General features: G+C 69.7%; 16 protein-coding genes and 1 pseudogene. 6 read left to right on the top strand and 11 right to left on the bottom strand.

Annotated elements, in window-relative coordinates; all coding sequences use genetic code 11:
* On the bottom strand, nucleotides 1-1,023 hold the full coding sequence (locus tag OG707_RS34535; protein ID WP_329125445.1) for a bile acid:sodium symporter family protein: 1,023 nt from the start codon (nucleotides 1,021-1,023) through the stop codon (nucleotides 1-3).
* 128 nt (nucleotides 1,024-1,151) lie between these two features.
* On the opposite strand from OG707_RS34535, the gene OG707_RS34530 reads away from it, so the two are divergent.
* Nucleotides 1,152-2,018 carry a LysR substrate-binding domain-containing protein gene (locus tag OG707_RS34530; protein ID WP_329125444.1) on the top strand — a complete coding sequence of 289 codons (867 nt, stop codon included), beginning with the start codon at nucleotides 1,152-1,154 and terminating at the stop codon, nucleotides 2,016-2,018.
* Here OG707_RS34530 and OG707_RS34525 read toward each other — a convergent pair.
* Entirely contained in the window at nucleotides 2,015-3,001 is a 987-nt protein-coding gene (locus tag OG707_RS34525; RefSeq protein ID WP_329125442.1) for an Lrp/AsnC family transcriptional regulator, read from the bottom strand. The two genes, OG707_RS34530 and OG707_RS34525, sit on opposite strands and share 4 nt — an antisense overlap.
* Nucleotides 3,002-3,116: 115 nt before the next feature.
* Here OG707_RS34525 and OG707_RS34520 point away from each other — a divergent pair, with 115 nt between their 5' ends.
* From OG707_RS34520 to OG707_RS34500, 5 genes are all read left to right on the top strand, one after another.
* Nucleotides 3,117-4,610: an MFS transporter gene (locus OG707_RS34520; protein WP_329125440.1), complete on the top strand. Its 1,494-nt coding sequence runs from the start codon at nucleotides 3,117-3,119 to the stop codon at nucleotides 4,608-4,610.
* A gap of 232 nt (nucleotides 4,611-4,842) precedes the next feature.
* Nucleotides 4,843-6,639 (top strand): AMP-dependent synthetase/ligase, encoded by a 1,797-nt coding sequence (locus OG707_RS34515; protein WP_329125438.1) that lies wholly within the window; start codon nucleotides 4,843-4,845, stop codon nucleotides 6,637-6,639.
* A 124-nt stretch (nucleotides 6,640-6,763) separates the two neighbouring features.
* Complete coding sequence (locus tag OG707_RS34510; RefSeq protein ID WP_329125436.1) at nucleotides 6,764-8,032, top strand: ABC transporter substrate-binding protein; 1,269 nt, start codon at nucleotides 6,764-6,766, stop codon at nucleotides 8,030-8,032.
* Between the two features lie 19 nt (nucleotides 8,033-8,051).
* Entirely contained in the window at nucleotides 8,052-10,748 is a 2,697-nt protein-coding gene (locus OG707_RS34505; RefSeq protein ID WP_329125434.1) for an ABC transporter permease subunit, read from the top strand.
* Nucleotides 10,745-11,482 (top strand): ABC transporter ATP-binding protein, encoded by a 738-nt coding sequence (locus OG707_RS34500; protein ID WP_329125432.1) that lies wholly within the window; start codon nucleotides 10,745-10,747, stop codon nucleotides 11,480-11,482. The genes OG707_RS34505 and OG707_RS34500 overlap by 4 nt, the downstream gene beginning before the upstream one ends.
* Here the strand turns inward: OG707_RS34500 and OG707_RS34495 are convergent.
* The 9 genes and pseudogenes from OG707_RS34495 to OG707_RS34455 all read right to left on the bottom strand — a co-directional run bounded on the left by OG707_RS34495 (nucleotide 11,475) and on the right by OG707_RS34455 (nucleotide 24,941).
* Nucleotides 11,475-13,913: a PQQ-dependent sugar dehydrogenase gene (locus OG707_RS34495; RefSeq protein WP_329125430.1), complete on the bottom strand. Its 2,439-nt coding sequence runs from the start codon at nucleotides 13,911-13,913 to the stop codon at nucleotides 11,475-11,477. The two genes, OG707_RS34500 and OG707_RS34495, sit on opposite strands and share 8 nt — an antisense overlap.
* Nucleotides 13,914-13,951: 38 nt before the next feature.
* Nucleotides 13,952-15,991 (bottom strand): glycosyl hydrolase family 8, encoded by a 2,040-nt coding sequence (locus OG707_RS34490; RefSeq protein WP_329125428.1) that lies wholly within the window; start codon nucleotides 15,989-15,991, stop codon nucleotides 13,952-13,954.
* A gap of 35 nt (nucleotides 15,992-16,026) precedes the next feature.
* Nucleotides 16,027-17,799: a carbohydrate-binding protein gene (locus tag OG707_RS34485; RefSeq protein ID WP_329125426.1), complete on the bottom strand. Its 1,773-nt coding sequence runs from the start codon at nucleotides 17,797-17,799 to the stop codon at nucleotides 16,027-16,029.
* Between the two features lie 210 nt (nucleotides 17,800-18,009).
* Nucleotides 18,010-19,734: a carbohydrate-binding protein gene (locus OG707_RS34480; RefSeq protein WP_329125424.1), complete on the bottom strand. Its 1,725-nt coding sequence runs from the start codon at nucleotides 19,732-19,734 to the stop codon at nucleotides 18,010-18,012.
* Between the two features lie 3 nt (nucleotides 19,735-19,737).
* A complete protein-coding gene (locus tag OG707_RS34475; protein WP_329125422.1) occupies nucleotides 19,738-21,897 on the bottom strand; it encodes a discoidin domain-containing protein in 2,160 nt (719 codons plus the stop codon).
* Nucleotides 21,894-22,115, bottom strand: coding sequence for a carbohydrate-binding protein (locus tag OG707_RS34470; protein ID WP_329125421.1), 222 nt, complete (start codon nucleotides 22,113-22,115; stop codon nucleotides 21,894-21,896). The genes OG707_RS34475 and OG707_RS34470 overlap by 4 nt, the downstream gene beginning before the upstream one ends.
* Before the next feature lie 16 nt (nucleotides 22,116-22,131).
* Entirely contained in the window at nucleotides 22,132-22,542 is a 411-nt protein-coding gene (locus OG707_RS34465) for a carbohydrate-binding protein (protein ID WP_329128125.1), read from the bottom strand.
* A pseudogene (locus OG707_RS34460) lies at nucleotides 22,525-23,349 on the bottom strand (hypothetical protein); the annotation flags it as partial. The gene OG707_RS34465 and the pseudogene OG707_RS34460, both read right to left, overlap by 18 nt.
* Nucleotides 23,346-24,941, bottom strand: coding sequence for a glycoside hydrolase family 88 protein (locus OG707_RS34455; RefSeq protein ID WP_329125419.1), 1,596 nt, complete (start codon nucleotides 24,939-24,941; stop codon nucleotides 23,346-23,348). The pseudogene OG707_RS34460 and the gene OG707_RS34455, both read right to left, overlap by 4 nt.
* Between the last annotated feature and the right edge of the window lie 90 nt (nucleotides 24,942-25,031).

Genomic DNA, 25,031 nt, shown 5'->3' with positions numbered 1-25,031 from the left:
TCACCTCATAGCAGGGACGCGGGCGTCCGCCACCGCCTCTTCCTCCGGGAGCGGATCGCGCGAGCGCCGCTTGGCGATGACCGCGCAGACCATCAGCTGCATCTGGTGGAAGAGCATCAGCGGCAGAACGGCGAGGGAGGCCTGCGCCCCGAACAGCACGCTCGCCATGGGCAGTCCGGCCGCCAGGCTCTTCTTCGACCCGGCGAACTGGATCGCGATCCTGTCCGCACGGCCGAAGCCGAGCCGCTTCGCCCCGTACCAGCTCAGGCTCAGCATCGCGGCGAGCAGCAGCGCCTCGACCCCGAGCAGCGCGAGCAGTTGGAGGAAGTCGACCTGGCCCCAGACGCCCTGCACCATGCCTTCGCTGAAGGCGGTGTAGACGACGAGAAGGATCGATCCGCGGTCGACGTACCCGAGCACCTTCTTGTTCCGTACGAGGAAGCCGCCGACCCAGCGCCGCAGCAACTGCCCCGCCACGAACGGCACAAGGAGCTGCAGCACGATCTTCACCAGCGAGTCGGCGGAGAAGCCGCCCCCGCTGTTGCCCAGGACGAGCGCGGCCAGCACCGGTGTGACGACGATCCCCGCGAGCGAGGAGAACGACCCGGCGCAGATCGCGGCGGGCACATTGCCGCGCGCGATGGAGGTGAAGGCGATCGACGACTGGATCGTGGACGGCACCAGGCACAGGAAGAGGAGCCCGTGGTAGAGCTGCGGGGTCAGCACGGAGGGTTCGAGGCCCCTGGCCGCGAGCCCGAGCAGCGGGAAGGCCACGAACGTACAGATCAGCACGGTCAGATGGAGCCGCCAGTGCCGCAGCCCGTCCATCGCCTCCCGGGTGGAGAGCCGCGCCCCGTAGAGGAAGAAGAGCAGCGCCACCGCTCCCGTCGACGCCCAGCTCGCCACGTCGGCGGCCCCGCCTCTGGCCGGCAGCAGAGCCGCCACGGCGACGGTCGAGATCAGCGCGAGGATGTACGGATCGATCGGCAGCCAGGACGGCAGCTGCAACGTGCGGCGACTCATGAGCTCCACTTGCTCTCGGACGGACCCTCGGACAGGTGCGTGCCCTCTCCATCCTCCTCTCCCGCCCCATGATCGGGAATCCTGCATACCACTCTGACTGTCATCACGATCCGCGATAACGTCGAGGCATGTACGACCCCGCGCAGCTCCGCACCTTCCTGACCGTCGCGCAGACCCTCAGCTTCACCCAGGCCGCGCACCGCCTGGGCCTGCGCCAGTCCACGGTCAGCCAGCACGTGCGCCGCCTGGAGGAAGCCGCGGGGCGCACGCTCTTCACCCGTGACACGCACAGCGTGGAGCTGACCGAGGACGGCGAGGCGATGCTCGGCTTCGCCCGCACGATCCTGCAGGCCAACGAGCGGGCGGCGGCCTTCTTCACGGGGTCGCGCCCGCGCGGCCGGCTGCGCTTCGGGGCCTCGGAGGACTTCGTCCTCACCCGGCTCCCCGAGATCCTCGAGTCCTTCCGCCGCGACCATCCCGAGGTGGACCTGGAGCTGACGGTCGAGCTCTCCGGCACACTGCACCGGGAGCTGGAGGCGGGCCGCCTCGATCTGGTCCTCGCCAAGCGCCGCACCGGCGACACCCACGGCGAACTGGTCTGGCGCTCCCCGCTCACCTGGATCGGCGCGCCCCGGCTGCGCATCGACCCGGACCGTCCGCTCCCGCTGATCCTCTTCCCGCCGCCGGGCATCACGCGCGCCCGCGCCCTGGAGGTGCTGGAGCGGCACGGCCTGCCCTGGCGCATCTCGTGCACGTCCACCAGCCTGAGCGGCCTGATCGCCGCGGCCCGCGCGGGCCTGGGCGTCATGGCGCACACCCGCGGCCTCATCCCGCCGGGGCTGACGCAGATCCCGGCGCGGGCCGGGCTGCCCGATCTGGGCGACGTGGACTTCGTACTGCTGCACGGGCGGGAGACGGGGCGGGCGCGGGAGGCGGCGCGGGCGCTGTCGTCGGCGATCCTGGCGGGCGCGGACCGGCTGCACCGGCAGGTCTAGCGGCGGGTCTCCTCGTAGCTCAGCTGCTTGACCCTGCGCAGGATCGGTGAGGTCTCGATGTGCTGGACGCCCTCCAGCTTGCCGAGGCTCTCGCTCAGGTACGTGTAGAGGGCGGCCGAGTCGCGGCAGACGATCGTCGCCAGAAGGTTGCACGGGCCCGTCGACGCGGCCGCGAACGCCACCTCGGGGTGGGTGGCCAGGGCGCGGCCCACCGCGTCGAGCGAGGCGGGGGCCGCGGTGATCCAGAGCAGGGCGAAGGTGCTGTAGCCGAGGTGCTCGGAGTCGAACTGCACGTCGACGAAGAGGGCGCCGGAGGCGAGCAGTTGATCGAGGCGGCGGCGTACGGCCGACTCGGAGCGGCCCGTGGCCTTCTGCAGATCGGCGAAGGTGGCGCGGCCGTCGCGCTTGAGCGCGGCGATCAGGGGCTCGTCCTCGGGGGTGACGACCGTCGAAGCAGATCCCTCGGTGTACTGCGGGGTCATGGCCGCCACCTGGTCGGCACTGAGGGCGCCGCTCTTGCCGAGCCAGCCCTGCGGTCCGCCGTAGAACCGGTGGAGGAGCTGGTGGGTGCGGATGTCGGTGATCCTCGGGGTGCGCGGGAGCTTGCCGAAGAGCAGTTCGTCGTCGGCCTCGCGGGTGCGGGCCAGCGTCATGCAGGCGACCTCGGTGCCGCCCGAGCAGAGCACGATCCAGGTGGTGTCGGGGCGGCGGGCCAGCGCACGGGCGATGGACTCTCCGGCGTCGGGGGTGCAGCGCAGGCGCAGCATCCGCCAGTTGTCCTGGTCGCGTACGGAGATCTCGCGGACTCCGATCACCCGGAGGCCGGCTTCCGTGCGCAGCCGGCGGTAGCGGCGGGCGACGGTCTGGTCCGAGACGCCCAGGACGGCCGCGATCCGGCTGAAGGGGGCCCGGCCGTCGACTTCGAGCGCCTGGAGCAGCTGCAGGTCCAGATCGTCGAATGCGAGTGCTGCGTGGGATTCCACTGCCTGGGTCCTCTTCCGTGTCGGATTCCGGCTGTCCTGCCGTACTGCCTGGTGAATGTCGGCACCTGGGACCGATCGTACGGAGGCAGGTTCGGATTCGTAAAGGGAGAACATCATGGTGAAGTGGGGGCCGCTCGTCGCGGTCTGTCTCGGGACTTTCATGCTGCTGCTCGATGTGTCGATCGTGATCGTGGCGCTGCCCGACATGGCGGGTTCGCTGGGCGCCTCGCTCTCCGATCTCCAGTGGGTCATCGACATCTACGCGCTGGCGCTCGCCGCGCTGCTGCTGGGAGCCGGCGCCGCCGCCGATGTCACGGGGCGGCGGCGGATGTACGTGGCGGGGACGGGGTTCTTCGCGCTGGCGTCGCTGGCGTGCGGTCTTGCCACCGGGCCGGCGATGCTGATCGCGATGCGCACGCTGCAGGGAATGGGCGCGGCGGGGATGCTCGCGACCACGCTGTCGCTGCTCGGCGCCGCCTACCAGGGGCGCGACCGTTCGTTCGCGCTGGGGATCTGGGGTGCGGTGAGCGGGGGCGCCGCCGCGCTCGGGCCGATTCTGGGCGGGGCGCTGACGCAGGCGCTGGACTGGCGGTGGATCTTCTTCGTCAATCTGCCGGTGAGCGTCGTGGCGATCTGGCTGACGCTGCGGACGGTGAGCGAATCGCGCGGTGCGAGCGGGCGCCGCGTCGACTGGGCGGGCACGGCCGCTTTCGCGGTGTTCGCGGGTGCGCTGACCTTCGCCGTCGTGCGGGCCGGGGAGGACGGCTGGGGATCGGGTCGTACGGTGGCCACGCTGGCCGTCGCCGTCCTCGCGCTGGCCGCCTTCGTCGCGGTCGAACGCCGGGCCGCGCAGCCGCTGCTCGACCTCTCGCTGCTGCGCCGGCCGTCGTTCGTGGTGGTCATGGTGGCCGCGATGGCCTTCAACGCCGGGGCTTTCGGCGTCTTTCCGTATCTCTCCATCTGGCTGCAGACGCTGATCGGCATGAGCCCGGTCAAGGCCGGTCTCGCCCTCGCCCCGCTGGCCGCCTCGGCCTTCGTGGTGGCGGCGGTCGGCGGGCGGCTGCTGCACGGGACGCCGCACCGTTACCTCATCGGGGGCGGTCTGGTGCTGATCGGCGGAGGCACCCTGGGGCAGGCGGTGCTCGGGGCCGGGTCGGACTGGACGGCGCTGGTGGCCGGGCTGACGGTGTCCGGGTTCGGGGTCGGGCTCGTCTCGCCGGCGCTCGGGGGCGCCGCGCTCGCATCCGTACCGGCGCACAGTGCGGGGATGGCGGGCGGGGCGGTCAACACGGCACGGCAGCTCGGGTACGCGCTCGGGGTCGCGGTGTTCGGGACCGTACTCACCTCGCGGATGGCGCACGAGCTGGACGGATCGTCCCGGGCGGCGCACGCGCTCGCCGGGGGCGGGGCCTCCGCGCTGCGGCCCGGGATACCCGACCGCGTCCTGCACACGGCCTTCGCGTCCGGGCTGAACACGACCCTGCTGGTGGCCGGTGCGGTGGCGGTCGTCGCCGGGTGTGCGGTGCTGCTCTTCCTCCGGGCTCCCGCGGCGGCCGCCGCCGCACCTGCGCCCGTGATGCGGCCGTCCGTCCCGGTAGCGCGGCCGTGATGCGGGCGTACAGATTCGGTGGAGATTGTGGACCGGGGAACTTACTGTTCGGTCAGGAGTGCGCCCGACGCTTCCCCATGTGGGCAGATTTCCGCCGCTGACCTGTGCGGATTCCGTACGGCCGGGCACAATGACCCCTCTCCCGCCGGATGGCGCAGTGAGGTAGCGTCACGGCGCTGTGCGGAGCGTCACATAGGAGCAGGTCATCTTGCGCGAGTTCACTGTCCCACCCATGGCGACGGCGCCTCAGGTAGGCGGACTGGCGGACGTCGTGTTCGACCATGCCGAGGAGGACCCCCACCGGGTCGCCCTCGGACGGAAGGCCGACGGCCGCTGGGCCGACGTGTCCTCGGCCCAGTTCCGCGACGAGGTGCTCGCGCTCGCCAAGGGGCTGCTCGCCGAGGGCGTCCGCTTCGGTGAGCGCGTCGCGATCATGGCCCGTACGCGCTACGAGTGGACCCTCTTCGACTTCGCGCTCTGGACGATCGGCGCGCAGCCGGTCCCGGTCTATCCGACGTCCTCGGCCGAGCAGGTCTTCTGGATGCTCTACGACGCGGAGGTCACCGCCTGCGTCGTCGAGCACGAGGACCACGCGATGACCATCGGCTCGGTGATCGACCGGCTGCCGCACCTCAAGCGGCTCTGGCAGCTGGACGGCGGCGCCGTCGCCGAACTGGTCGCGGCGGGCGTGCACATCGACGACGAGACCGTGGAGCGGCACCGGCGTGCGGTGACACCGGACTCGGTCGCCACCGTCATCTACACCTCGGGGACGACGGGCCGCCCCAAGGGGTGCGTGATCACCCACGCGAACCTGATGTTCGAGGCCGACACGATGGTCACGCGCTGGGAGCCGGTGTTCCACTCCAAGCGCGGCGACGAGGCGTCCACCCTGCTCTTCCTGCCGCTGGCCCATGTCTTCGGGCGGATGGTGGAGGTCGCGACGATCCGCGGGCGGGTCAAGCTCGGCCACCAGCCCGAGATGGCGGCCAAGGCGCTGCTGCCGGATCTGGTCGCGTTCCGGCCCACGTTCATCCTGGCCGTGCCGTACGTCTTCGAGAAGGTCTTCAACGCGGCGCGCAGGAAGGCCGAGGGCGACGGCAAGTCCGGCCCCTTCGAGAAGGCCGTCGACATCGCCGTGCGCTACGCCGAGGCGATGGAGCACAAGGCCTTCGGGATCGGTCCGGGCCCTTCGGCGGGGCTGCGGATGCAGCACCAGTTCTTCGAGAAGGTCGTCTACTCGAAGGTCCGCGACGCGATGGGCGGCCGGGTGCGCCACGCGATGTCCGGAGGCTCGGGCATGGCACGTCAGCTGGGGCTGTTCTTCGCGGGTGCGGGCGTGACGATTTACGAGGGGTACGGACTGACCGAGACCTCCGCGGCCGCGACCGCCAACCCGCCCGAGCAGACGCGGTACGGGACCGTCGGACTGCCCATTCCCGGGACCACGGTGCACATCGCGGACGACGGCGAGGTGTGGGTGCACGGCTCGCACGTCTTCTCCGGGTACCTCAACAACCCCAAGGAGACCGACGCCGTACTGAACGAGGGGTGGCTGTCGACCGGGGACCTGGGCGCGCTCGACGAGGACGGCTATCTCACGATCACCGGGCGCAAGAAGGAGATCATCGTGACCTCCGGCGGCAAGAGCGTGTCGCCCGGAGTGCTGGAGGAGCGGGTGCGGGCGCATCCGCTGGTGGCGCAGTGCCTGGTCGTGGGCAACGACCGGCCGTACATCGCCGCCCTGGTCACGCTCGACCAGGAGGCCGTGGACCACTGGCTCTCGATGCACGGCAAACCGCCGCTCTCGCCGGCCGAACTCGTCCGTGACCCCGACCTGGAGACGGAGGTGCGGCGGGCCGTGGTGGCGGCCAACACCCTGGTCTCGCAGGCGGAGTCGATCCGTACCTTCCGGATACTGGCCCATCAGTTCTCCGAGGAGCACGGGCTGCTCACTCCGTCGCTGAAGCTGAAGCGGCGGGCGATCGAAACGGCGTACAGCGAAGAGGTCGAAGCGCTGTACAGCTGATGCCGTAGCCGCCCGGTCGCGGCCGCCGCGTTTCTGACGGGTCATCAATTGGCGATGCGTCAGTTATTGACGGTCCATCAGCTCCCACGCAGAATGCGGGTCACCCCAGAGGGAGGACCCCACTGTGTTGCGTTCCGTCCGCACCGCTGCAACGGCAGCTGCCGTGCTGCTGCTCGCCACTGCCTGCAACTCCGCCTCGACGACCGGCACTTCCGGCTCCTCCGACAGCAAGTCGGGCTCCGTCCGCGGCGTGACCGCCGACTCCATCAAGGTCGGCGGGATCGTCTCGATGACGTCCGCCAGCGGCTACAGCAAGAAGGACACCGACCTCGGGGCCAAGGCCCGCTATCTGCGCGCCAACGCGGAGGGCGGGATCAACGGCCGGAAGATCGACTACCTGGGCGCGGAGGACGACGGCCAGGACCCGTCGAAGAACCTCGCCGCGGCACGCAAGCTCGTGCAGCAGGACAAGGTGTTCGCCGTCTCCCCGATGAGCTCGATCACCTTCGCCGGATCGGACTTCCTGGACCAGCAGAAGGTGCCGACCTTCGGCTGGGGCACGCTGCCCTCGTTCTGCGGGCCCAAGCACATCTACGGCTTCAACGGCTGCCTGGTGCCGATGCCGGGCGGAACGCTCAACCAGACCTGGCCCGAGGGGCTTTCGAAGGTGCTGGGCGGCTCGAAGGGCAAGAGCATCGCGCTGATCGCCAACGACAGCGACGCGGGCAAGTTCGGGATACGGACCTTCACGCAGGGCTTCGCGGCGGCCGGGTTCAAGGTGAGTTACGCCAAGGCCGTGGTGCCCGCGACGACGCTGCCCAGCGACTGGTCGGCGTACACGAAGGAGATCCTGCGGAGCGGGACGGGCGGCAAGGCGCCCGACGCGGTGGTCTCCGTGATGCAGACCCCGTACAACATCGGTCTCTTCACGGCCCTCAAGCGCTCCGGCTACAAGGGCGTGATCTCCGACCCGACCGACTACGACCCGGGGCTGCTGGCCAAGGACGCCACCAAGCAGGCGCTGGACGGGGTGCAGGTGCTGCTGCAGTTCGAGCCCTTCGAGTCCGACGCCCCCGCGATGGCGCAGTTCAAGGAGGACATCAAGAAGGCCAACGGCGGCAAGGACATCCCCCTCAACATGCACATGATGACGGGCTACATGTCGGCGGACCTCTTCGTGTCGATCGCCAAGAAGGCCGGCAAGAACCTCACCGTCGACTCCTTCCAGCAGGCCGCCTCCTCCTTCTCCGACACGGGGACGCTGGTGGGCGACCGGAGCGAGCCCAAGGGCCAGAAGGAGAGCTTCGGGTGCGGGGCGCTGGTGCAGCTGAAGAACGGGAAGTACGAGGTGACCTCGCCCTTCAAGTGCTATCCCGCCATTCCCTTCAAGTAGTCGGGACCGGACCGCTGCCATGGGTGATCTGCTGGGCTTTGTGCTGAGCGGGCTGGTGTCGGGGGCGCTCTACGCGCTCCTGGCGACCGGGCTCGTCCTGTCGTACTCCGCATCCGGGCTCTTCAACTTCGCGCACGGCGCGACGGCGTATCTGTGTGCGCTCGGTTTCTACGAACTCCACTCGGGTCTTGGCTGGCCCGCGATTCCAACTGCCGTACTGATGGTGGCCGTTGTCGCACCCGGGATCGGGTGGGGGCTCGACCGGCTGATGTTCCGCAAACTGGCGCGGGTGGGCGAGACCGCGCAGATCGTGGCGACGATCGGGCTGCTCGTCGCGCTCCCGGCGGCGGGGCTCTGGATCGTCGAACTGCTGGAGGACGCGGGGGCCTCCGTCCTGCCCGCGGAGAACCAGTTCGGGCTGCCGGGGGTCGGACCGAGCCCCGCCAAGTCCTGGCAGCTGATGGACGGGGTGGGGATCGACTCCGACCAGCTCATCACCTGGATCGCCACGGCCGTGGTGGCTGTGGGGCTGTGGGTGCTGATGCGGCACACGAGGCTGGGGTTGCGCCTGCGGGCCTCGGTCGACGACCGGTCGCTGGTGGAGCTGCGCGGGATCAGCGCGGACCGGCTCTCGTCGGTGGCATGGATGCTGTCGTCGGGGCTCGCGGGGCTGGCCGGGGTGCTGGCCACGCCGCTTCTGGGGCTGTCGGCACAGGACTTCACCCTGTTCCTGTTCGTGTCGGCGACGGCTGCGGTCCTCGGGCGGTTCCTGTCGGTGCCGCTCGCCTTCGCGGGCGGGCTCGGGCTCGGCGTGCTGCAGAACCTGACGGCCGGGTACGCCTCCTTCGCCGACGACATCACCGGATTCCGTACGGCGGTGCCGTTCCTGATCCTCTTCGCCGGGCTGCTGATCATGACGCGGCGGCAGCGGGCGGCCGGCACGGCGGCGGTGGACGCGCCGACGCCCGACTATCTCGCCGGGCGGTCGTGGGCACGCAGATGGGGGGTGTGGGCGGCGGGCGCGGTGCTGCTCGCCCTCGCCTTCTACACGGTCACCACGCCGTTCTGGAGCGGAATCCTGGCCCAGGGCCTCGCCATCTCGCTGGTCTTCGTCTCCTTCACGGTGGTGACGGGGCTCGGCGCGATGGTCTCCCTGGCGCAGGCCACCTTCGTGACGGGCGCCGCGCTGGTGGCCGGGCTGCTGATGAGCCACGGGTGGCCGTTCATCGCCGCCGCCGCGGTGGGGACGTGTGTGGCGGCCCTGCTCGGGGCCGTGGTCGCGCTGCCCGCGCTGCGGCTGGGCGGCAGGAGTCTGGCGCTCGCCACGCTGGCGCTGGCGTTCCTGGCGGACCAAGTCCTGTTCCAGTTCCGGTGGTTGAGGAACGGCGACACCGGGTGGGAGATCCCGCGCCCCGTCTTCGGTCCGGTGGATCTGGGCGACGACCGGGCGATGGGCGTGGCGCTGGTGGTGCTGGTGACGGCCGCGGTGGCCGCGCTCAGCGCGCTGCGGAACTCGCGGGCCGGGCGGGCGATGCTGGCCGTACGGTCCGCCCCCGCGGCGGCGCTGGCCTCGGGGGTCTCGGTGATCCGGACGAAGCTGCTGGTCTTCACGGTGTCCGCGGGGCTGGCCGGGTTCGGCGGGGTCATGTACGCCTCGTACAACACCCGTATCACCGCTACGGACTTCACCGCGATGTCCGGGCTGGTCTGGCTCGCGGTGGCGGTGGCCGCAGGCGTGCGCAGGCCGCAGTTCGCGGTGGTGGCGGGGCTGGTGTTCGCGCTCGTACCGCATCTGATGACCGAGTACGTGACGTCGTCCGCCCACCTGCCGGTGATCCTCTTCGGTCTCGCGGGGCTGGCGCTGGCAAACGATCCGGACGGTTACTGCGCGGCGGTCTCCGCCCGCTGGCACCGCAGGCGTGCGGCGGCGTCCGCTCCGCCCGCCGAGGATCCGGCGCACCCGGTGCCCTCGCCGCGGCGGCCGGTCGCGAACGGTGTGGCGCAGCCCGCCGTGGAGGCCGCGCTGGAGCTGCGGGGCGTCCGGGCCGGGTACGACGGGGCGGACGTTCTGCACGGTGTTGATCTGTCCGTACGGCCCGGCGAGATCCTGGCTCTGCTCGGGCCCAACGGTGCCGGGAAGTCGACCACGTGCCGGGTCGCCGCCGGGGTGCTCGGCCCTTCCGGCGGGCAGGTGTACGCCGCCGGGCGCGAGGTCACCCGCGAGGGGGCGGTGCGGCGCTCGCGCGGCGGGATCGTGCTGGCCCCCGAGGGGCGGGGGATCTTCCCCGGGCTCTCCATCGAGGAGAACCTCACCCTGTACCTCGAGGACCGCGACGGGCGCGATGCCGTGTACGAGCGCTTCCCGGGACTCGCCAACCGCCGTACGGTCACGGCCGGTTCGCTCTCCGGCGGCGAGCAGCAGCTCCTCGCGCTCGCGCCGCTCCTCCAGCGGCGCCCGGCGGTCCTGATCGCCGACGAGCCGTCCCTGGGGCTCGCGCCCCGCATCGTCGACGAGGTGTTCCAGCTGCTGACCGAGTTGCGGGAGCAGGGGACGGCGCTGCTGCTCGTCGAGGAGAAGGCCGCCGAGGTGCTGGGGATCGCGGACACCGTGGCGTATCTCGCGCAGGGGCGGGTCTCCTGGTGTGGGCCGCGCGGCGAGGTGGAGGACGACCGGCTGACCGAGGCCTATCTGGGAGTGGGGGCGAAGACCGTATGAGCGAGGTGCTTGCAGCCACGGGGGTCGGCGTGCGGTTCGGGGGCGTACGTGCCCTGGACGGTGTGGACCTCGCGGTGCGGCAGGGCGAGGTGTGCGGGCTGATCGGGCCCAACGGCGCGGGCAAGACGACGCTGTTCGACGTGGTGTCGGGAATCCGCAGGCCCAACGAGGGGCGTGTCCTCCTCGACGGCGGGGACATCAGCCGGCGCTCCCCCGTGTGGCGGGCCCGGCACGGCATCCGCCGCACCTTCCAACGCCAGCAGCTCTTCGGGCAGTTGAGCGTCGCCGACAATCTCCTGGTGGCCCAGGAGTGGCGCGGCGGGCGGGGGAAGACGGCAGGGCGCCGCTCGCGTGCGGCGACCGTACTGCGCGAATGCGGTCTGGAGAAGCTCGCGGACTCCAACGCGGGCGTTCTCCCCGTCGGCCAGGCCAGGATGGCCGAGCTGGCCCGCGCTCTCGCCGACCCGCCCCGGGTCCTCCTGCTGGACGAACCGGCCTCGGGGATGTCCGGCGAGGAACGGACTCAACTGGCGGCCGTCGTACGGCATCTGGCCGACGAGGAGGGGTGCGCGGTGCTGCTCGTCGAGCACAACGTGGCGTTCGTGATGGAGCTCTGCACCCGCGTCGTCGTCCTCGATCTGGGGACGGTGCTCGCGGAGGGCGACGCCGCGGACGTACGGAAGAATCCCGCCGTCCGCGACGCCTATCTCGGCAGTGCCGGAGCCGCTAGTTGATGGAGAGCTTGAAGATCTTGTCCGAGCCCGCCGCGGCACCTCCGTTGTTGTCGCAGTTGGTGGTCGAGAGCCAGAGCTGGTCCTGGCCGGGGACCTTGGTGACGGTGCGCAGGCGGCCGTACGTACCGACGTAGTACGCCGTCGCCGTCCCCACGCTCTCCGTGTCGCCGGAGATCGGGATCCGCCACAGCCGCTCGCCGCGCAGTGCCGCCATGTAGATGACGTTGCGGACGATCGCGATGCCGCTCGGGGAGGCCTGGTCGACCGGCCAGGTCTTCTTGGGGTTGGTCATCCCCGACGTACTGCAGGTGCCTTCGCAGGTGGGCCAGCCGTAGTTGGCGCCCGGCTTGATCAGGTTGAGTTCGTCGTACGTGCTGTTGCCGAACTCCGCCTCCCAGAGCCGGCCGTTGCGGTCGAAGGCCAGGCCCTGCGGGTTGCGGTGTCCGTAGCTGTAGACGTAGTTGCCGAAGGGGTTGCCGGGGGCCGGCTGGCCGGTGGTGGTCAGGCGCAGGATCTTGCCGTTGAGCGAGGTCTTGTCCTGCGCGAGGTCGGGGGTCTGGGCCTCGCCGGTGGAGGCGTAGAGGTAGCCGTCGGGGCCGAAGACGAGGCGTCCGCCGTTGTGGTAGCGGTTCTTCTTGATGCCCTGGAGCAGGACGGTGTAGCCGCTGAGGGTGGTGCCGTCGTACGTCATCCGTACGATGCGGTTGCCCTCGGAGGCGGTGTGCATGAAGTAGACGTAGTGGTTCGACGCCCAGTTCGGGTCGACGGCGACACCGAGGAGCCCGCCTTCACCGTCCGTGGTGACGGCGTTGGGGACGGTGCCGACCTGGGTCCTGGCGCCGGCCGGGGTGACCTTGAAGACCTTGAAGCTGTCCCGTTCGGTGACCAGGGCGCTGGAGGAGTCGGGCATCCAGTACGTACCCCAGGGGATCGTCCAGCCGGTGGAGACGGTGGAGATCGAGGAGGGGACGCCGCCGTCGGTGGAGCAGGTGGGGGTGGTGAAGGTGACGGCGTTGCTGGGTGCGGAGACGTTGCCCGCCTGGTCCTTGGCGACGACCGTCAGGGTGTACGGGCTGTTGCAGGCGAGTCCCGTGACGGAGGTGGTGGTCGCAGGCGGGGTGCCGGTGACCGTCTTGTAGACGTTGGTGCCGCTGCGGATCTCGTAGGAGGTGACGGCCTTGTTGTCCGTGGACGCGCCCCAGCTCAGGTTCACCGCGTTCGCGGTCAGGTTGCTGTAGGTGAGGGTTCCGGGGGCCGACGGGGCGGTGGTGTCGTCGCTGGGGAGCGTGGTGCAGTCGATCGCGGTGGACGCCGGGGAGGTGTTTCCGGAGGCGTCGCGGGCGATGGCGGTCAGGTTGTAGGTGGTGTTGGCGACGAGGCCGGTCAGGGTCTTGCTGGTGTTGGTGCCCGGGGCTTCGCCGAGCTTGTTGCCGTGCTCGTAGATGTCGTACGCGACGACGCCCACGTTGTCGGTCGACGCCCCCCAGTTGAAGACGATCGTGTCCATGGTGATGCCCGTGCAGCCGGCGGCGCCGGGCCGGCTGGGGGCCTGGGTGTCGGCGGCGGTGCCGACGGTGAGCTTGTCGAGGTTGGGGCCGCCGTTGGCGGTGGTCGCGGTGGCTCGGATCGTGTTGGTGCCGGTGGTGAGGTTGGCGTTGACCGTCTTGGTGACCCAGGTGTCCCAGTCGGTGGTGGCCGGGAAGGAGACGGCCGAGGCGACGACCGTTCCGTTGACGGAGATGTCCATCGGGCGGTCGACGGTGGTGCCGTTGGAGTAGCGGAAGGCGAGCGAGGAACTGCCCGGGACGGCGGCACTGACCGTGAACTCGACGTACGAACCGGTGATGTTGGTGTAGTCGACGAAGCCGGTGCCGGTGTAGTTGAGGTGGTTCGTTGCCACCGTGCCCTGGCTGACGGTGGCGTCTTCCGCCTGGTAGGCGGTGCCGGCAGGGGCCGCGACCTGGAAGTCGAGGTAGTCCAGGTTGGCGAGGCCGTTCGCGGTCGTCGCGGTGAGGCGCATCTTGTTGCTGCCCGCGATGACCGGTGCGGTCAGGGTGACGGCCGCCCAGGTGTCCCAGTCAGCGGTCGGCGCGAAGGACTTGGCAGCGGCGACATTGGCGCCGTTCACGGCGATGTCGGCGGGGCGGTCGGCGGTGGTGCCGTTGGAGTAGCCGAAGGCGAGGGTGGCCGTGCCGGCGTTCGCCGCGTTGACCGTGAACTCCACATAGGTGCCCGCGGCGTTGGTGGTGTCGACGAAGCCGGTGCCCGAGTAGTTGAGGTGGTTGGTCGCCACTGCGCCCGAGGAGATCGTTGCGCTCTCGGCCTCGTAGCGGGTGGCGGCGGCGTGCGCCGGTATCGCCTGGATCAGCCAGGCGAAGAGGATGCCGATGACGGCCGCGGCTACGGACCGTCTGGCTCTGCCCGGTCTCATGGGGCGCTCCTTCGTGTGGAGGTGAGGGGTCGGGGTCATTACGGCACCCAGTAGTTTCCGGAGGCGACGATCATCGACTGGAGCTGGACGCTGCCGCCGTAGTAGAGCGAGGAGTTGATGGCGGTGCCGGTCAGCTTGTTCCAGAGCGAGTCGAGCCAGGCCTGGGAGCCGGGGTCGGTCATCGCGGTGACGACGAACGGCGCGGTGAAGGCCATGTCGTGGCCGGAGTCGAAGGCCGCACCGGAGAGGTGGTAGCCGGTGACGATGTTGTCGGGGTTGGAGCCCGTCTTCGACTTGATCCAGGAGTTGAGCTTGCGCGCGGAGGCGAGGGAGGCGGAGTCGCCACTGGTGACGGCGTCGGTGCCGATCCGCCAGGGGTCGCGGCAGGCGTTCCAGCCGTAGTCGCCGTCGTTCGCGCTCTCCAGGACCTCGCCGGGGGCCGGCTTGGGGGTGGTGTTGGTGTTGACGACGAAGTCGGCGAGGAGGCCGGTGCCCGAGGCGTAGGTGGCCTGCTGGTTGGTGATCAGGTTCTGGTGGGCGGTACGGATGGTGTCCCAGGCGGTGTCGCCCGTGGCGCGCTTGAAGGCACGGAAGTGGTCGATCATCCAGTCCGAGGAACGGGAGATGAAGTAGTACTGGTCGCCCGAGGTCGACCAGTCGCCGAGCAGGAGCAGGTGTGTCGTGGAGTTGATCTCGTTGGACTTGATCGCGTTGATGTGGCGGACGGCGAGGTCCTTGTAGTTGTACGTGCCGGTGCTGCCCCACTGCTTGTCGGCGAGCAGCAGTCCGTACGCCACGTCCATGTCGCCGTCGGTCGCCGAGTCCGTACCGTCGACGCTCTTGCAGGAGGAGTCCTGTTCGGCGGCGAGGAGGTTGGCGTTGTGCACGGAGGGGTGGGCGAGCACGTACTTGACCATGCCGTCGAAGACCGTCTTGGCATTCGGGTCGGCGCCCGCCATCGTCGCGGTGACGACCATGCCGTAGCCCTGGCCCTCGGCGACGTACGGGTGGTCGGCGTCGGGCGAGAGGGTCTCGTACCAGCCGTTGCCGCAGTTCTGCTTCACGAAGGCGGACTTCCAGGCGTTGTACTTGGTGATGACCGCCTGGTCGATCGCGGACTGGGCGCCGCTCGGCTTCAAAGTGCCTGTCACGTAAGGGAATTGGTGACTGCCGAAGGGGACGGCGGGGCCGCTGTCACCCGCGGACGGGGCGCCCAGGGTGAGCTTGTCGAGGTTGGGGCCGCCATTGGCGGTGGTGGCAGTGGCCCGGATCGTGTTCGTACCGGCGTTGAGGTTGGCGTTGACCGTCTTGGTGGTCCAGGTGTCCCAGTCCGCGGTGGCCGGGAAGGAGACGGCCGAGGCGACCACTGCGCCATTGACGGAGATGTCCATCGGGCGGTCGACGGTGGTCCCGTTGGCGTACCGGAAGACGAGTCCGGCCTGGCCGGCGGAGCTCGCGGCGACCGTGAACTCCACCGAGGATCCTGCGACGTTGGTGTAGTCGACGAAGCCCGTGCCGGTGTATCCGAGGTGGTTCGTGACGACGGCGCCCTGGGTGATGACGGCGTCCTCGGCCTGGTAATCGGCGGAGGCGGGTGCCGCGTCGAGGTCGGCGTAGTCCAGGTTCGCCAGACCGTTCGCCGTCGTCGCGGTGAGGCGGACCGTGTTGCTGCCCGCCTTCACCGGTATGGAGAGCGTGGAGTTCGCCCAGGTGTCCCAGTTCGCCGTGGCGGGGAAGGAGCGGGCGGCCGAGACGGTCGTGCCGTTGACGGCGACATCGGCGGGCCGGTCGGCGGTGGTGCCGTTCGCGTAGCGCAGGACCAGGTTCGCGGTGCCTGCGGTCGCGGCGTTCACCGCGAACTCCACATACACACCAGTGGCGTTGGTGGTGTCGACGAAGCCCGTGCCCGAGTAATTGAGGTGGTTCGTCGCCACCGCACCGGAGGAGATCACCGCGTTCTCCGCCTCGTAGCGGGTGGCGGCGGCGTGGGCGTCGGGCGACAGGGCGGCGAGTCCGAGGAGGGCGAGCGCGGCCGCCGTTCCGAAGACCACGGGGTGTCTGAGTCCGGATCTGTTCATGGTCGTCCTTTCCTGATGATTCGACGGACGGCTGGTCAGCCCTTGTACTGGACGACGATCTTGGTGAAGTCGTACGCCGACTGGGAGACACCGCTGCAGGAGTCGCCGTCGCTTCCGGAGCCGCAGGCGCGGTCACGGTTGACGGACCAGAACGCGTATCGCGCGATGTGGTGGGTCTGCGCGTACGTCAGGATCGTGCGGAAGTCCGTGGTGGTGACGGTCTCGTCGGTCTCGTCGGTGGTGCCGTTCATGGACGAGACGCCGATGTGGCGGTAGGCGGTGTCGTCGCTGTAGCCGTACGCCGACTTGACCGCTGCCTTGAGGCCGTCGAGGGCCGAGACGGAGGCCTGGCCCATGCTGCCGCTGTGGCCGCCGAAGTCGAACGGCATGATCACCCAGGCGTCGTTGGCCAGTCCGGCCGCCGCACCCTTGTTGATCAGGTCCTTGCCGGTGGCGTCGGGTCCTGTGGGCGTGGTGCCCATGGTCACGTACGTCACGATGCCCGGGTTGTTCGTCTTGACGATCTTCAGCGCGTCGACCACCCGCTGGCGCACCGTGCTGTTGGAGAACTCGGTGTCCTCGATGTCGATGTCCAGGGCCTTGAGGTGGTACGCACTGATCACCTTCTGGTACGCACCCGCGAGCGCGGAGGCGCTGGAACACTTCTCGCCGAGCTTGTTGCCGCTCCAGCCGCCGACCGAGATCACCACGTCACCGCCGGCCGCGCGTATGGAGTTGATGGCGGACTGGTCCGAGCCGCCGGTGAGGGGCCGGCTGCCGTCCCAGGCGGGATTGCAGGTGCCGTCGGAGAGGATGAAGGCGAGCGTGAACCACTTCACCCCTGTCGCGTTCATGACATCCGTAGGCTTCTGTGGATTGCCCCAGCCGAGGTACTCGTAGGGGGCGGCAGCCATCGGGGTTCCCGTGCCGCCGGTGGCGGGGGCGCCGAGGGTGAGCTTGTCGAGGTTGGGGCCGCCGTTCGCGGTGGTGGCCGTGGCGCGGATGGTGTTCGTGCCGGCGACGAGGTTGGCGTTGACGGTCTTGGTGACCCAGGTGTCCCAGTCCGCGGTGGCCGGGAAGGAGACACCCGAGGCGACCACTGCGCCATTGACGGCGATGTCCATGGGGCGGTCGACGGTGGTGCCGTTGGCGTACCGGAAGATCAGACCTGCCTGGCCGGCCGCGCTCGCTTCGACCGTGAACTGCACAGACGAACCGGCGGTGTTCGTGTAGTCCACGAAGCCGGAGCCGGTGTAGTTCAGGTGGTTCGTGACCACCGCGGCCTGCGACAGGGTCGCGTCCTCGGCCTGGTAGTCCGCCGCCGGGACGGCCACGTCCACGTCGGCGTAGTCCAGGTTCGCCAGACCGTTCGCCGTCGTCGCGGTGAGGCGGATCTTGTTGCTGCCCGCCACCACCGGCACCGCCAGCGTCGACGTCACCCAGGTGTCCCAGTCCGCCGTCGGGCCGAACGACCGGCCCGCGGAGACCGTGGTTCCGTTCACCGCCACATCCGCCGGACGGTCCGCCGTGGTCCCGTTCGCGTACCGCAGACCAACCGTCGCCGTCCCCGCATTCGCGGCGGTCATGGTGAACTCGACGTACACACCTGAGGCGTTGGTGGTGTCCACGAAGCCGGCGCCCGAGTAGTTGAGGTGGTTCGTGGCCACCGCGCCCGAGGAGATCACCGCGCCTTCGGCCTCGTAACGGGTGGTTGCCGCAGTCGCGCTGTGGGCGCCCAGCAGGGCCAGCAGGCTCAGTGCGCTCGCCAGGAGGGCGCAGAGCGCTCTGGGGCGAAATCTTCTGTGCACGGGGAACTCTCCGATCAGCGGGGGACGTGCCGACAGGGCAGTGTTAGGAAAGCTTCCTAACTGACTATGCATAGGACCGCCTGAACCCTCGGCTGTCAATGCCCTCGGCAATCCCAACTGACTCGGGGTTCAGGCGAGTTGACCCGTCCCAGGGCACGCCCGAGAGGGCGACGGGCCTCGCCCGCCGCCCCTCGGACCGCCTTCGTGCAGCTACCCCAGGTCGAGGTAGTCCAGGTTGGGTGCGCCGTTCGCCGTGGTCGCCGTCGCCCGGATCGTGTGCGTACCCGATCCCAGGGAGACGGAGAGGGCCGAGTTCGCCCAGGTGTCCCAGTCCGCCGTGGCCGGGTACGGGCGATCCGACGCGATCACCGCGCCGTCCACACTGATGTCCATGGGGCGGTCGGCGGCGGTCCCGTTCGCGTACCTGAACGTGGCGTTGTACGTCCCCGCCGCGGGTGCGTTCACCGTCCACTCCACGTACGCCCCGGCCGCGTTGGCGGTGTTGACGAAGCCCGTCCCGGAGTAGTCGAGGTGATTGGTGTCGACGGTGGACCCTGCAGAGGTGGCCGCGTTCTCGGCCTCGTACCGGACGCTCGCACCCGACAGCGGGTGGGCCCTGATCAGCCGAGTCTCCCCCGGGCGCAGGGTGGCGCTGTAGCCGTTCGCGACCGTTCCCGTGTGCGATCCCGACCACAGGTCCGTGACGTCCGCGCTGCCGGAGAAGCCGGCCTGCGCCCAGGTGACGGCGACCGTGGAGCTCCCGGACGTACCGGTGTTGAAGAGCGCCACCACGTAGTCGCCGTCGGCCTCGCGCTTGCTCCAGGCCTGGTTGACGCCGCTGTTCACGACGCGCTTGGCCGCGACGCCGTCCTGGTCGACGGCGATCAGCCGGTCATTGGTGAGCATGGCCTTGTCCACGGGGTCCAGGGCCGTGAGGTCGGTGCCGAGCAGGAGTGGGGACGCCGCCATCGCCCACAGGGTGAAGTGCGAGCGCCGCTGGTCGGAGGTGAGGCCCACCTGGTCGCCGTTGCCGATCTCGAGGGAGTCGAGGTCGTTCCAGCCGCCCGGTCCCGCGTACGGCTGCCAGGTGGCCGCCGTGGCGAAACGGGACGAGACGTGCGACCAGTCGGTGAGCGGATAGCCGCTGCCGTTGGCGCCCGGGCCGCAGTAGCACTCCACGTCGCCCTGGGTGCGCCAGCTGTTGGCGAGTGTGCGCCAGGTGGTGGCATTGGCGATGGGGAGGTTGTTGGAGAGCGCGTAGTTGATGGGGCGGCCGGTGGCCCGCAGCGCCTTGTCCCAGGCCTGGACGTCGGGGATGTCCGCGGCGCTCACCCCGTCGATCTTGAGGTAGTCGACGCCCCAGGAGGCGAACTGGCGGGCCCAGGAGTCCACGAACTCCTGGGAGCCCGGCTTGCTGTAGTCGATGCCGTACATGTTCTTGCAGTTGTAGTTCTTCTCCGCGAACGCCGTATTGGCGATGTCCGCCGCGTGGTACGAGGTCCCCTCGATGGGGGTGTTCTTGGTGACGGCGTTCTTGGCGATCCCGGGCGTCACGTAGAAGCCGAACTTCAGGCCCTTGGAGTGGATGTAGTCGGCGAGCGGCTTGATGCCGTTCGGGAACTTGGCGGTGTCGACCGTCCAGCGTCCGTAGGAGTCGACGGTGAAGCCGTTGGAGTCGCACTTCTGCCAGAAGTCGTCGAGGTTGATGTAGAGGAAGCCGTGGGTGTTCAGGCCGCTGCTCACCATGGCGTCCGCCTGCGCCTTGATCTTGGCCTCGGTGGGTGTGCGCCGTACGAAGCTCCAGCTCGACCAGCCCATGGCCGGCCGGATCGAGAGCCCGTTGTCCGATGCGGCGGCGGGCGGTGCGCTCAGCGCGGAGCCGGCGAGGAGCAGGCCTGCGGCCGCGGCCGGCACGAGCGATCTCAGTCGTCTCATGGGTCACCCCACATCCAGGTGGTCGAGGTTCGGCGCGCCACCGGCGGTGGTCGCGGTCGTCACGACGGAGTGCGCGCCCGCGGCAAGCGGGACGGCGACCGCCACATCGGCCCAGCTGTCCCAACTGCCGGTCGGCGGGAAGGACTTGGCGCTCGCCACGACCGCTCCGTCGACGGTGATGTCCATCGGGCGGTCGGCGGTGGTGCCGTTGGAGTAGCGGAAGGTGAGGTTCGCAGTGCCTGCGGCGGCCGCGTGCACGTTCCACTGCACGGAGGTTCCGACCGCGTTGGTGGTGTCCACGAAGCCGGTGCCGGTGTAGCCCAGGTGGTTCGTCGCCACGGTGCCGGACGAGATCACCGCATCCTCCGCCTCGTACCGTACGGGCGGTGTCCCGGTGGCCGGCGTCGCGTAGGAGGTGCCGATCCAGGACTCGTCGATGCGCAGCCGCTGGTAGCGGGTGGTGTCGGTCGACGCGGCCCAGGTGGTGTCCACTTCCAGACGGACGTAGCGGGCGTTCGCGGCGGTCAGGTCGATGCCCTGGATGCCGCGGCGGCTCGCCATCTGCCCGGACTTCACCGCACTTCCCCAGGTGGTGCCGTTGTTGCTGAGGAAGACTTTGTAGTCCTTGATGCGGGCGGACTGCTCGGTGTCGGAGCGGGCGTAGGAGACGGAGTCCTCGCGCTGGTTGAGGCCGATGTACTGGACCGGCTTCACCGACCCGAGGTCGTACGTGAGCGTGACGGGCAGCGTCTTGTTGCTGTCCCAGTACGTCGTCCAGCTGCCGTCCGCGGCGGCCGCGGCCCCGTGTCCGCTCGCCGACGCGCTCGCGCTCATCGTGTACGAGGAGGCGGGCAGGATTCCCTGGCGTCCTGACGTCGTCACCTTGAACACGGTGTCGTACGGGTCCCAGCCGCCGAGTCCGTTGAGCGTGAGCACTCCGCCGGACTGGCTGAAGGAGACCGGGGCGCCGGTGCGCAGATTGCTCACGGCGGAGATCCGGTATCCGTTGTCGCGGATGCGCAGGGTGCTGGTGGTGGGCGGGGTCAGGACGTGGACGTACTGGCGGTCGGGATCGGTCCTGCTGATGGTGGTGACGCCGTGGGCGCCGTCGTTCCAGAACCCGGGTTTGAGGCCGCCGTACATGTAGCCGCCGCCCTCGGTGCCGTTCAGCGACTCCCAGATGGGGTTCAGATAGCCGTTGGCGAAGGTGTTGAAGGCTTCCTGCTGGGGCGGGAACCTGCCGTTGACCATCGCGGTCTCGGCTATCAGCGCCTTCACGGAGGAGCCGGCGTTGGTGACGAGTCGGCCGAGCGTCAGCATCTTGTCGACGGACGGGTCCGAGCCGTCGTACCACCAGGCGCCGGTCGAGGGCAGCTTGAAGTCGGCCTCGGTCAGGCGGGGTTGAGCGGTGTAGACCGCCTGCGGGTAGTCGTAGGCCGGGGCCATTCCGGCCTTCTGCTCATTGCTGATCATGTCCATGATCGGCGTGTCCTCGTTGTTGTTGCTGAGCGTGTACGAGGGGCGCTTCTGCTGGATCTGGGCGTAGAGGTTGTGGGACTCCCAGTACGCGTTGTCGTTGTCGATCCAGAAGCCACCGAGGTCGGGGTAGCGGTCCATGACCTCGAAGAAGTTGTCGTAGCTGAACTCGCCGAATCCGTCGCGGGTCGTCAGGTCGACGCTCTTGCCCTTGTACGAGGAGTACGCGGCCGAGTCCAGCCACTCGTGCCCGCCGTCCGCGTGCCACTGCGGGTCGTCGGTCATGTAGAGGATCGTCTTCAGGCCCTTGGCCTTGGCTGCCGTGATCAGCTCGCCGAGGAAGTCCCGTTGGGTGGAGCAGCTGCCGGGGATGGCGGACGGCCAGGGGCGGGCGTAGCCGAGCCGGCTGTGGAAGGTGGCCAGGACCAGGTACTGGACGTGGAGCTTCTGGGCCTCGTTGACCCAGTAGTCCGGGGTCCAGCCGCCGTTGGTCACATCGCTCTCCCAGCCGCTGCAGCTGGTGTGCTGGGGCGAGGTGCGCTCGCCCCAGTGCAGGAAGAGTCCGCCGGTGGAGGCCCGGAGGAAGTCCTGGCGCGGGTTCTGGAGGTCGGCACGGGCGGGGGTGGGCAGGAGGAGGGTGCCGAGGAGGAGCGCGATCAGGGCGAGGAGTCGCCCGTGGCGCCTCATGCCGGACCGTCCAGGCAGTCCAGGTTCGGGGCGCCGTTCGCTGTGGTCGCCGTCAGGCGCACGGTGTTGGACCCGGCGTCGAGCGGGACGGTGAAGGTCCTGGTGGCCCAGGTGTCCCAGTCGGCGGTGTCCGGCGCCGGCGCGGCGCTCACGGACGGCTGCCAGATGCCGAGCATCAGCGCGAGGGCCAGTCCGAGGACGGCCGTCAGTCTCTTCATCGCTGCCTCACCTCTCTCAACTGATCGTGATCTGGTCGACGTTGGGGCCGCCGTCGGCGGTGGCGGCGGTCGCCCGGATGGTGTTCGTGCCGGACTTCAGGGCCACGGCGAGGGAGCTGGTCGCCCAGGTGTCCCAGTCGGCCGTGGGGTTGAAGGGACGTCCCGCGGAGACGACGGTGCCGTTGACGGAGATGTCCATCGGGCGGTTGGCGGTGGTGCCGTTGGCGTACCGGAGGGCGAGCACGGCGCCGGCCGCGGCCGAGGACTCGACGGTCCATTCCGCGTAACTGCCGGTGATGTTGTCGTAGTTGACGAAACCGGTGCCGTTGAAGCCGAGGTGGTTCGACTCGACGGCGCCCTGCGAGATCCGGGCCTCCTCGGCCTGGTAGACGCCCGATCCGCCGGAGGCCAGCTGATAGCCCCGCATGTCCCTGGTCAGCAGATAGCAGTCCTGGAGCGATCCCGAGGTGTCGCCGAGCGAGCGGTAGATGCCCCACTTGGGGCGGGTCCGCTGGTCTATGAGGGTGTCCACGCCGTCCTTGGTGACGTCGATCAGGGTGACTCCGGCGCTGTCCCGCAGGACCCAGCGGACCATCCCCGCTGTGCCGTCGCCGACCCTGATGGTGAAGTCGACGTCCGTCCAGGTGTCGTGCAGCGGGTCCAGGCTCGTGCGGCCCACCAGCACGCCTGCGATGGGGAGTTGGAGCTCGATGGTCTGCGCCCCGCTCACCCGGCGCAGTGACTGGACGACGATCGGCGAGGTGCCGGTGCCCGGCTCCTTCATCTGCATGATGTGGGTGAAGCTCGTCGTCGCCTTGAGAGAGCCGGGGATGTACATCGAGTACGTGGTCCGCCAGGTCTGCCCGGCGGTCCACTGGAGGTACGGACCGCCCGCCGGGGTCCGCATCCCGGTGACCTCCTGGCGCTGGCGGTCGGTCGACGTGTCCCGGTCGACCGTGTGCATGTTCCAGCGGTAGGTGTCGCCCTCGGGGAAGATGTGCGGCTGACCGGCGGGGTGCGAATCGGCCCGGTCGTCCTCGATCGTCTCGAAGGCGGCGAGTCCTTCGACGGCGGCGGACGGGGCCCAGCGCTGCTGCCAGCTGGAGACGGCGAGCGCCTCGGTGGGGGAGGTGGCCGCGCGGGCCGGGAGAGGAAGTCCTGCGGCCGCCGCGCCGCCGAGCGCGGCGCCGATGACTGTTCTGCGGGAGGGGTGGTGCCCGTTGACCGCGTTCATCGTGTCCTCATCTGCTCGTTCATGATCAGGAAGGCCCCGAGGCCGTGGAAGTCGTTGGTGGCCCTCTGCCTCGCGACGTAGTAGGCGTAGTCGCCGACGTTGGTGCCGATGGTGATATCCGTGAGGTTCGTCAGACCGTCCGCGCCGAGGGAGACCTTGGCGAGCACGCCCTGGTAGCCGCGTTGCGCGACGGCTGCGAAGTGGTGGTCGACGTAGCCCTGCTGGGCGCCCCGGGAGAGCGCGTAGGTGAACATCGAGGAGCAGGACGTTTCGGTCCAGTTGTCGCTGCGGTCGCCCTTGTCCATGACCTGGAACCAGCGCCCCGTGGCCGGGTCCTGGGTCCGCTCCAGGCCCGTGGCCAGATTGCGCAGGATCGTCAGGAGCTGGGGCCTGCGCGGGGCGTCGGCGGGGATGGCGTCGAGGACGTTGACGATCGCCATCGAGTACCAGCCGACGGCGCGGCACCAGTGTTCGGGGGCGAGGCCGGTCGTGGGGTCGGACCAGCCGGCGGTGCGCGACTCGTCCCAGGCGTGCTTGAGGAGGCCGCCCGCCACCTGCAAGTGGCTGCCGTACACGGCGAGTTGCTTGGCCGCTTCCTCGTTCGTGTACGCGGAGTCGTGGAACTCCTTGCCGTACTCGACGAGGAACGGATTGACCATGTAGACGCCGTCGGCCCAGAGCTGGTGGGCCCGACTGCTGGTGTCCGCGTGCCAGAAGCCGCCGTCCGCGGTGCGCGGGTAGGTGTTGAGGCGGTCGCGAATGGTCTTGGCCGCGGTGGCGTACCGCTGGTCGCCCGTCTCGTGGTGGAGGATCACCAGGAGCCGGCCGGCCTGCATCGAGTCGAGGCTGTTGAAGGACTGGTTGATGACGCCGCTCGCGTCGACGAAGCGGTCGACGTAGCTCTTGATGTACGCGAGGTACGCCGGGTTGTGGGTCCGCTGGTACGTGAGGTACTGGCCGTAGAGGTAGAGGCCCACGGGGTACGACCAGCCGCCGATGGTCGTCGGTGTGTAGCGGGCCGTGGTGGAGTCGACCATCGCGGTCGACCAGTCGGTGACGGCGGAGGGGGTGCCGACGGTCAGCGAGTCCAGGTTGGGGCCGCCGTTCGCGGTGCTGGCCGTGGCGCGGACCGTGTTCGCACCGGCAGTGAGGGCCGCGGTGAGCGTGCGGGTCTGCCAGCCGGTCCAGGTGGCCGTGGAGGGGAAGGAGACGCCGGTGGCGACCTTCGTCCCGTTCACGGTGATGTCCATGGGCCGGTCGGTGGTGGTTCCGTTGGCGAACCGCAGGGTGAGGGCGGCGTCGCCCGCCTGCGCCGCGTCGACCGTGAACTCGACATAGCTGCCGGTCACGTTGGTGTAGTCGACGAAGCCGGTCCCGGTGAATCCGGGGTGGTCGGCGGCCACCGTGCCCAGATGGACCTGGGCACTCTCCGCCTCGTATCCGACCGCGTCGGCGGTGGTGGCGGGCTGTGCGGCGGCCGGGTGCGGCACGGCGAGGCCGGTGCAGGCGAGGACCGTGGCCAGGAGCAGCGCACGCGGGCCGGGCCGCCTTCGCCTCGCCCTGAGGTCCGATGTATTCGAAGCGTTCCACATGGGCAGATGCCTGCCTTCCTGAGAGGGGAGTTCAGGAGTGAGCGATGTGGTGCACGTACAGGGCATAACCGAGTGCAGCCGTTCACAAGG

This window comes from Streptomyces sp. NBC_01465 (assembly GCF_036227325.1).
In the GTDB taxonomy this organism is placed as follows: Bacteria; Actinomycetota; Actinomycetes; order Streptomycetales; family Streptomycetaceae; genus Streptomyces.
The sequence above is the reverse complement of the archived record's forward strand: the minus strand, read 5'-3'. Positions and strand labels throughout refer to the sequence as shown.

Coding starts and splice junctions, on each gene's coding strand:
- OG707_RS34535 (WP_329125445.1), bottom strand. CDS start 1,023: ATGAGTCGCCGCACGTTGCAGCTGCCGTCCTGGCTGCCGATCGATCCG.
- OG707_RS34530 (WP_329125444.1), top strand. CDS start 1,152: ATGTACGACCCCGCGCAGCTCCGCACCTTCCTGACCGTCGCGCAGACC.
- OG707_RS34520 (WP_329125440.1), top strand. CDS start 3,117: ATGGTGAAGTGGGGGCCGCTCGTCGCGGTCTGTCTCGGGACTTTCATG.
- OG707_RS34515 (WP_329125438.1), top strand. CDS start 4,843: ATGGCGACGGCGCCTCAGGTAGGCGGACTGGCGGACGTCGTGTTCGAC.
- OG707_RS34505 (WP_329125434.1), top strand. CDS start 8,052: ATGGGTGATCTGCTGGGCTTTGTGCTGAGCGGGCTGGTGTCGGGGGCG.
- OG707_RS34500 (WP_329125432.1), top strand. CDS start 10,745: ATGAGCGAGGTGCTTGCAGCCACGGGGGTCGGCGTGCGGTTCGGGGGC.
- OG707_RS34495 (WP_329125430.1), bottom strand. CDS start 13,913: ATGAGACCGGGCAGAGCCAGACGGTCCGTAGCCGCGGCCGTCATCGGC.
- OG707_RS34490 (WP_329125428.1), bottom strand. CDS start 15,991: ATGAACAGATCCGGACTCAGACACCCCGTGGTCTTCGGAACGGCGGCC.
- OG707_RS34480 (WP_329125424.1), bottom strand. CDS start 19,734: ATGAGACGACTGAGATCGCTCGTGCCGGCCGCGGCCGCAGGCCTGCTC.
- OG707_RS34475 (WP_329125422.1), bottom strand. CDS start 21,897: ATGAGGCGCCACGGGCGACTCCTCGCCCTGATCGCGCTCCTCCTCGGC.
- OG707_RS34470 (WP_329125421.1), bottom strand. CDS start 22,115: ATGAAGAGACTGACGGCCGTCCTCGGACTGGCCCTCGCGCTGATGCTC.
- OG707_RS34465 (WP_329128125.1), bottom strand. CDS start 22,542: ATGCGGGGCTATCAGCTGGCCTCCGGCGGATCGGGCGTCTACCAGGCC.
- OG707_RS34455 (WP_329125419.1), bottom strand. CDS start 24,941: ATGTGGAACGCTTCGAATACATCGGACCTCAGGGCGAGGCGAAGGCGG.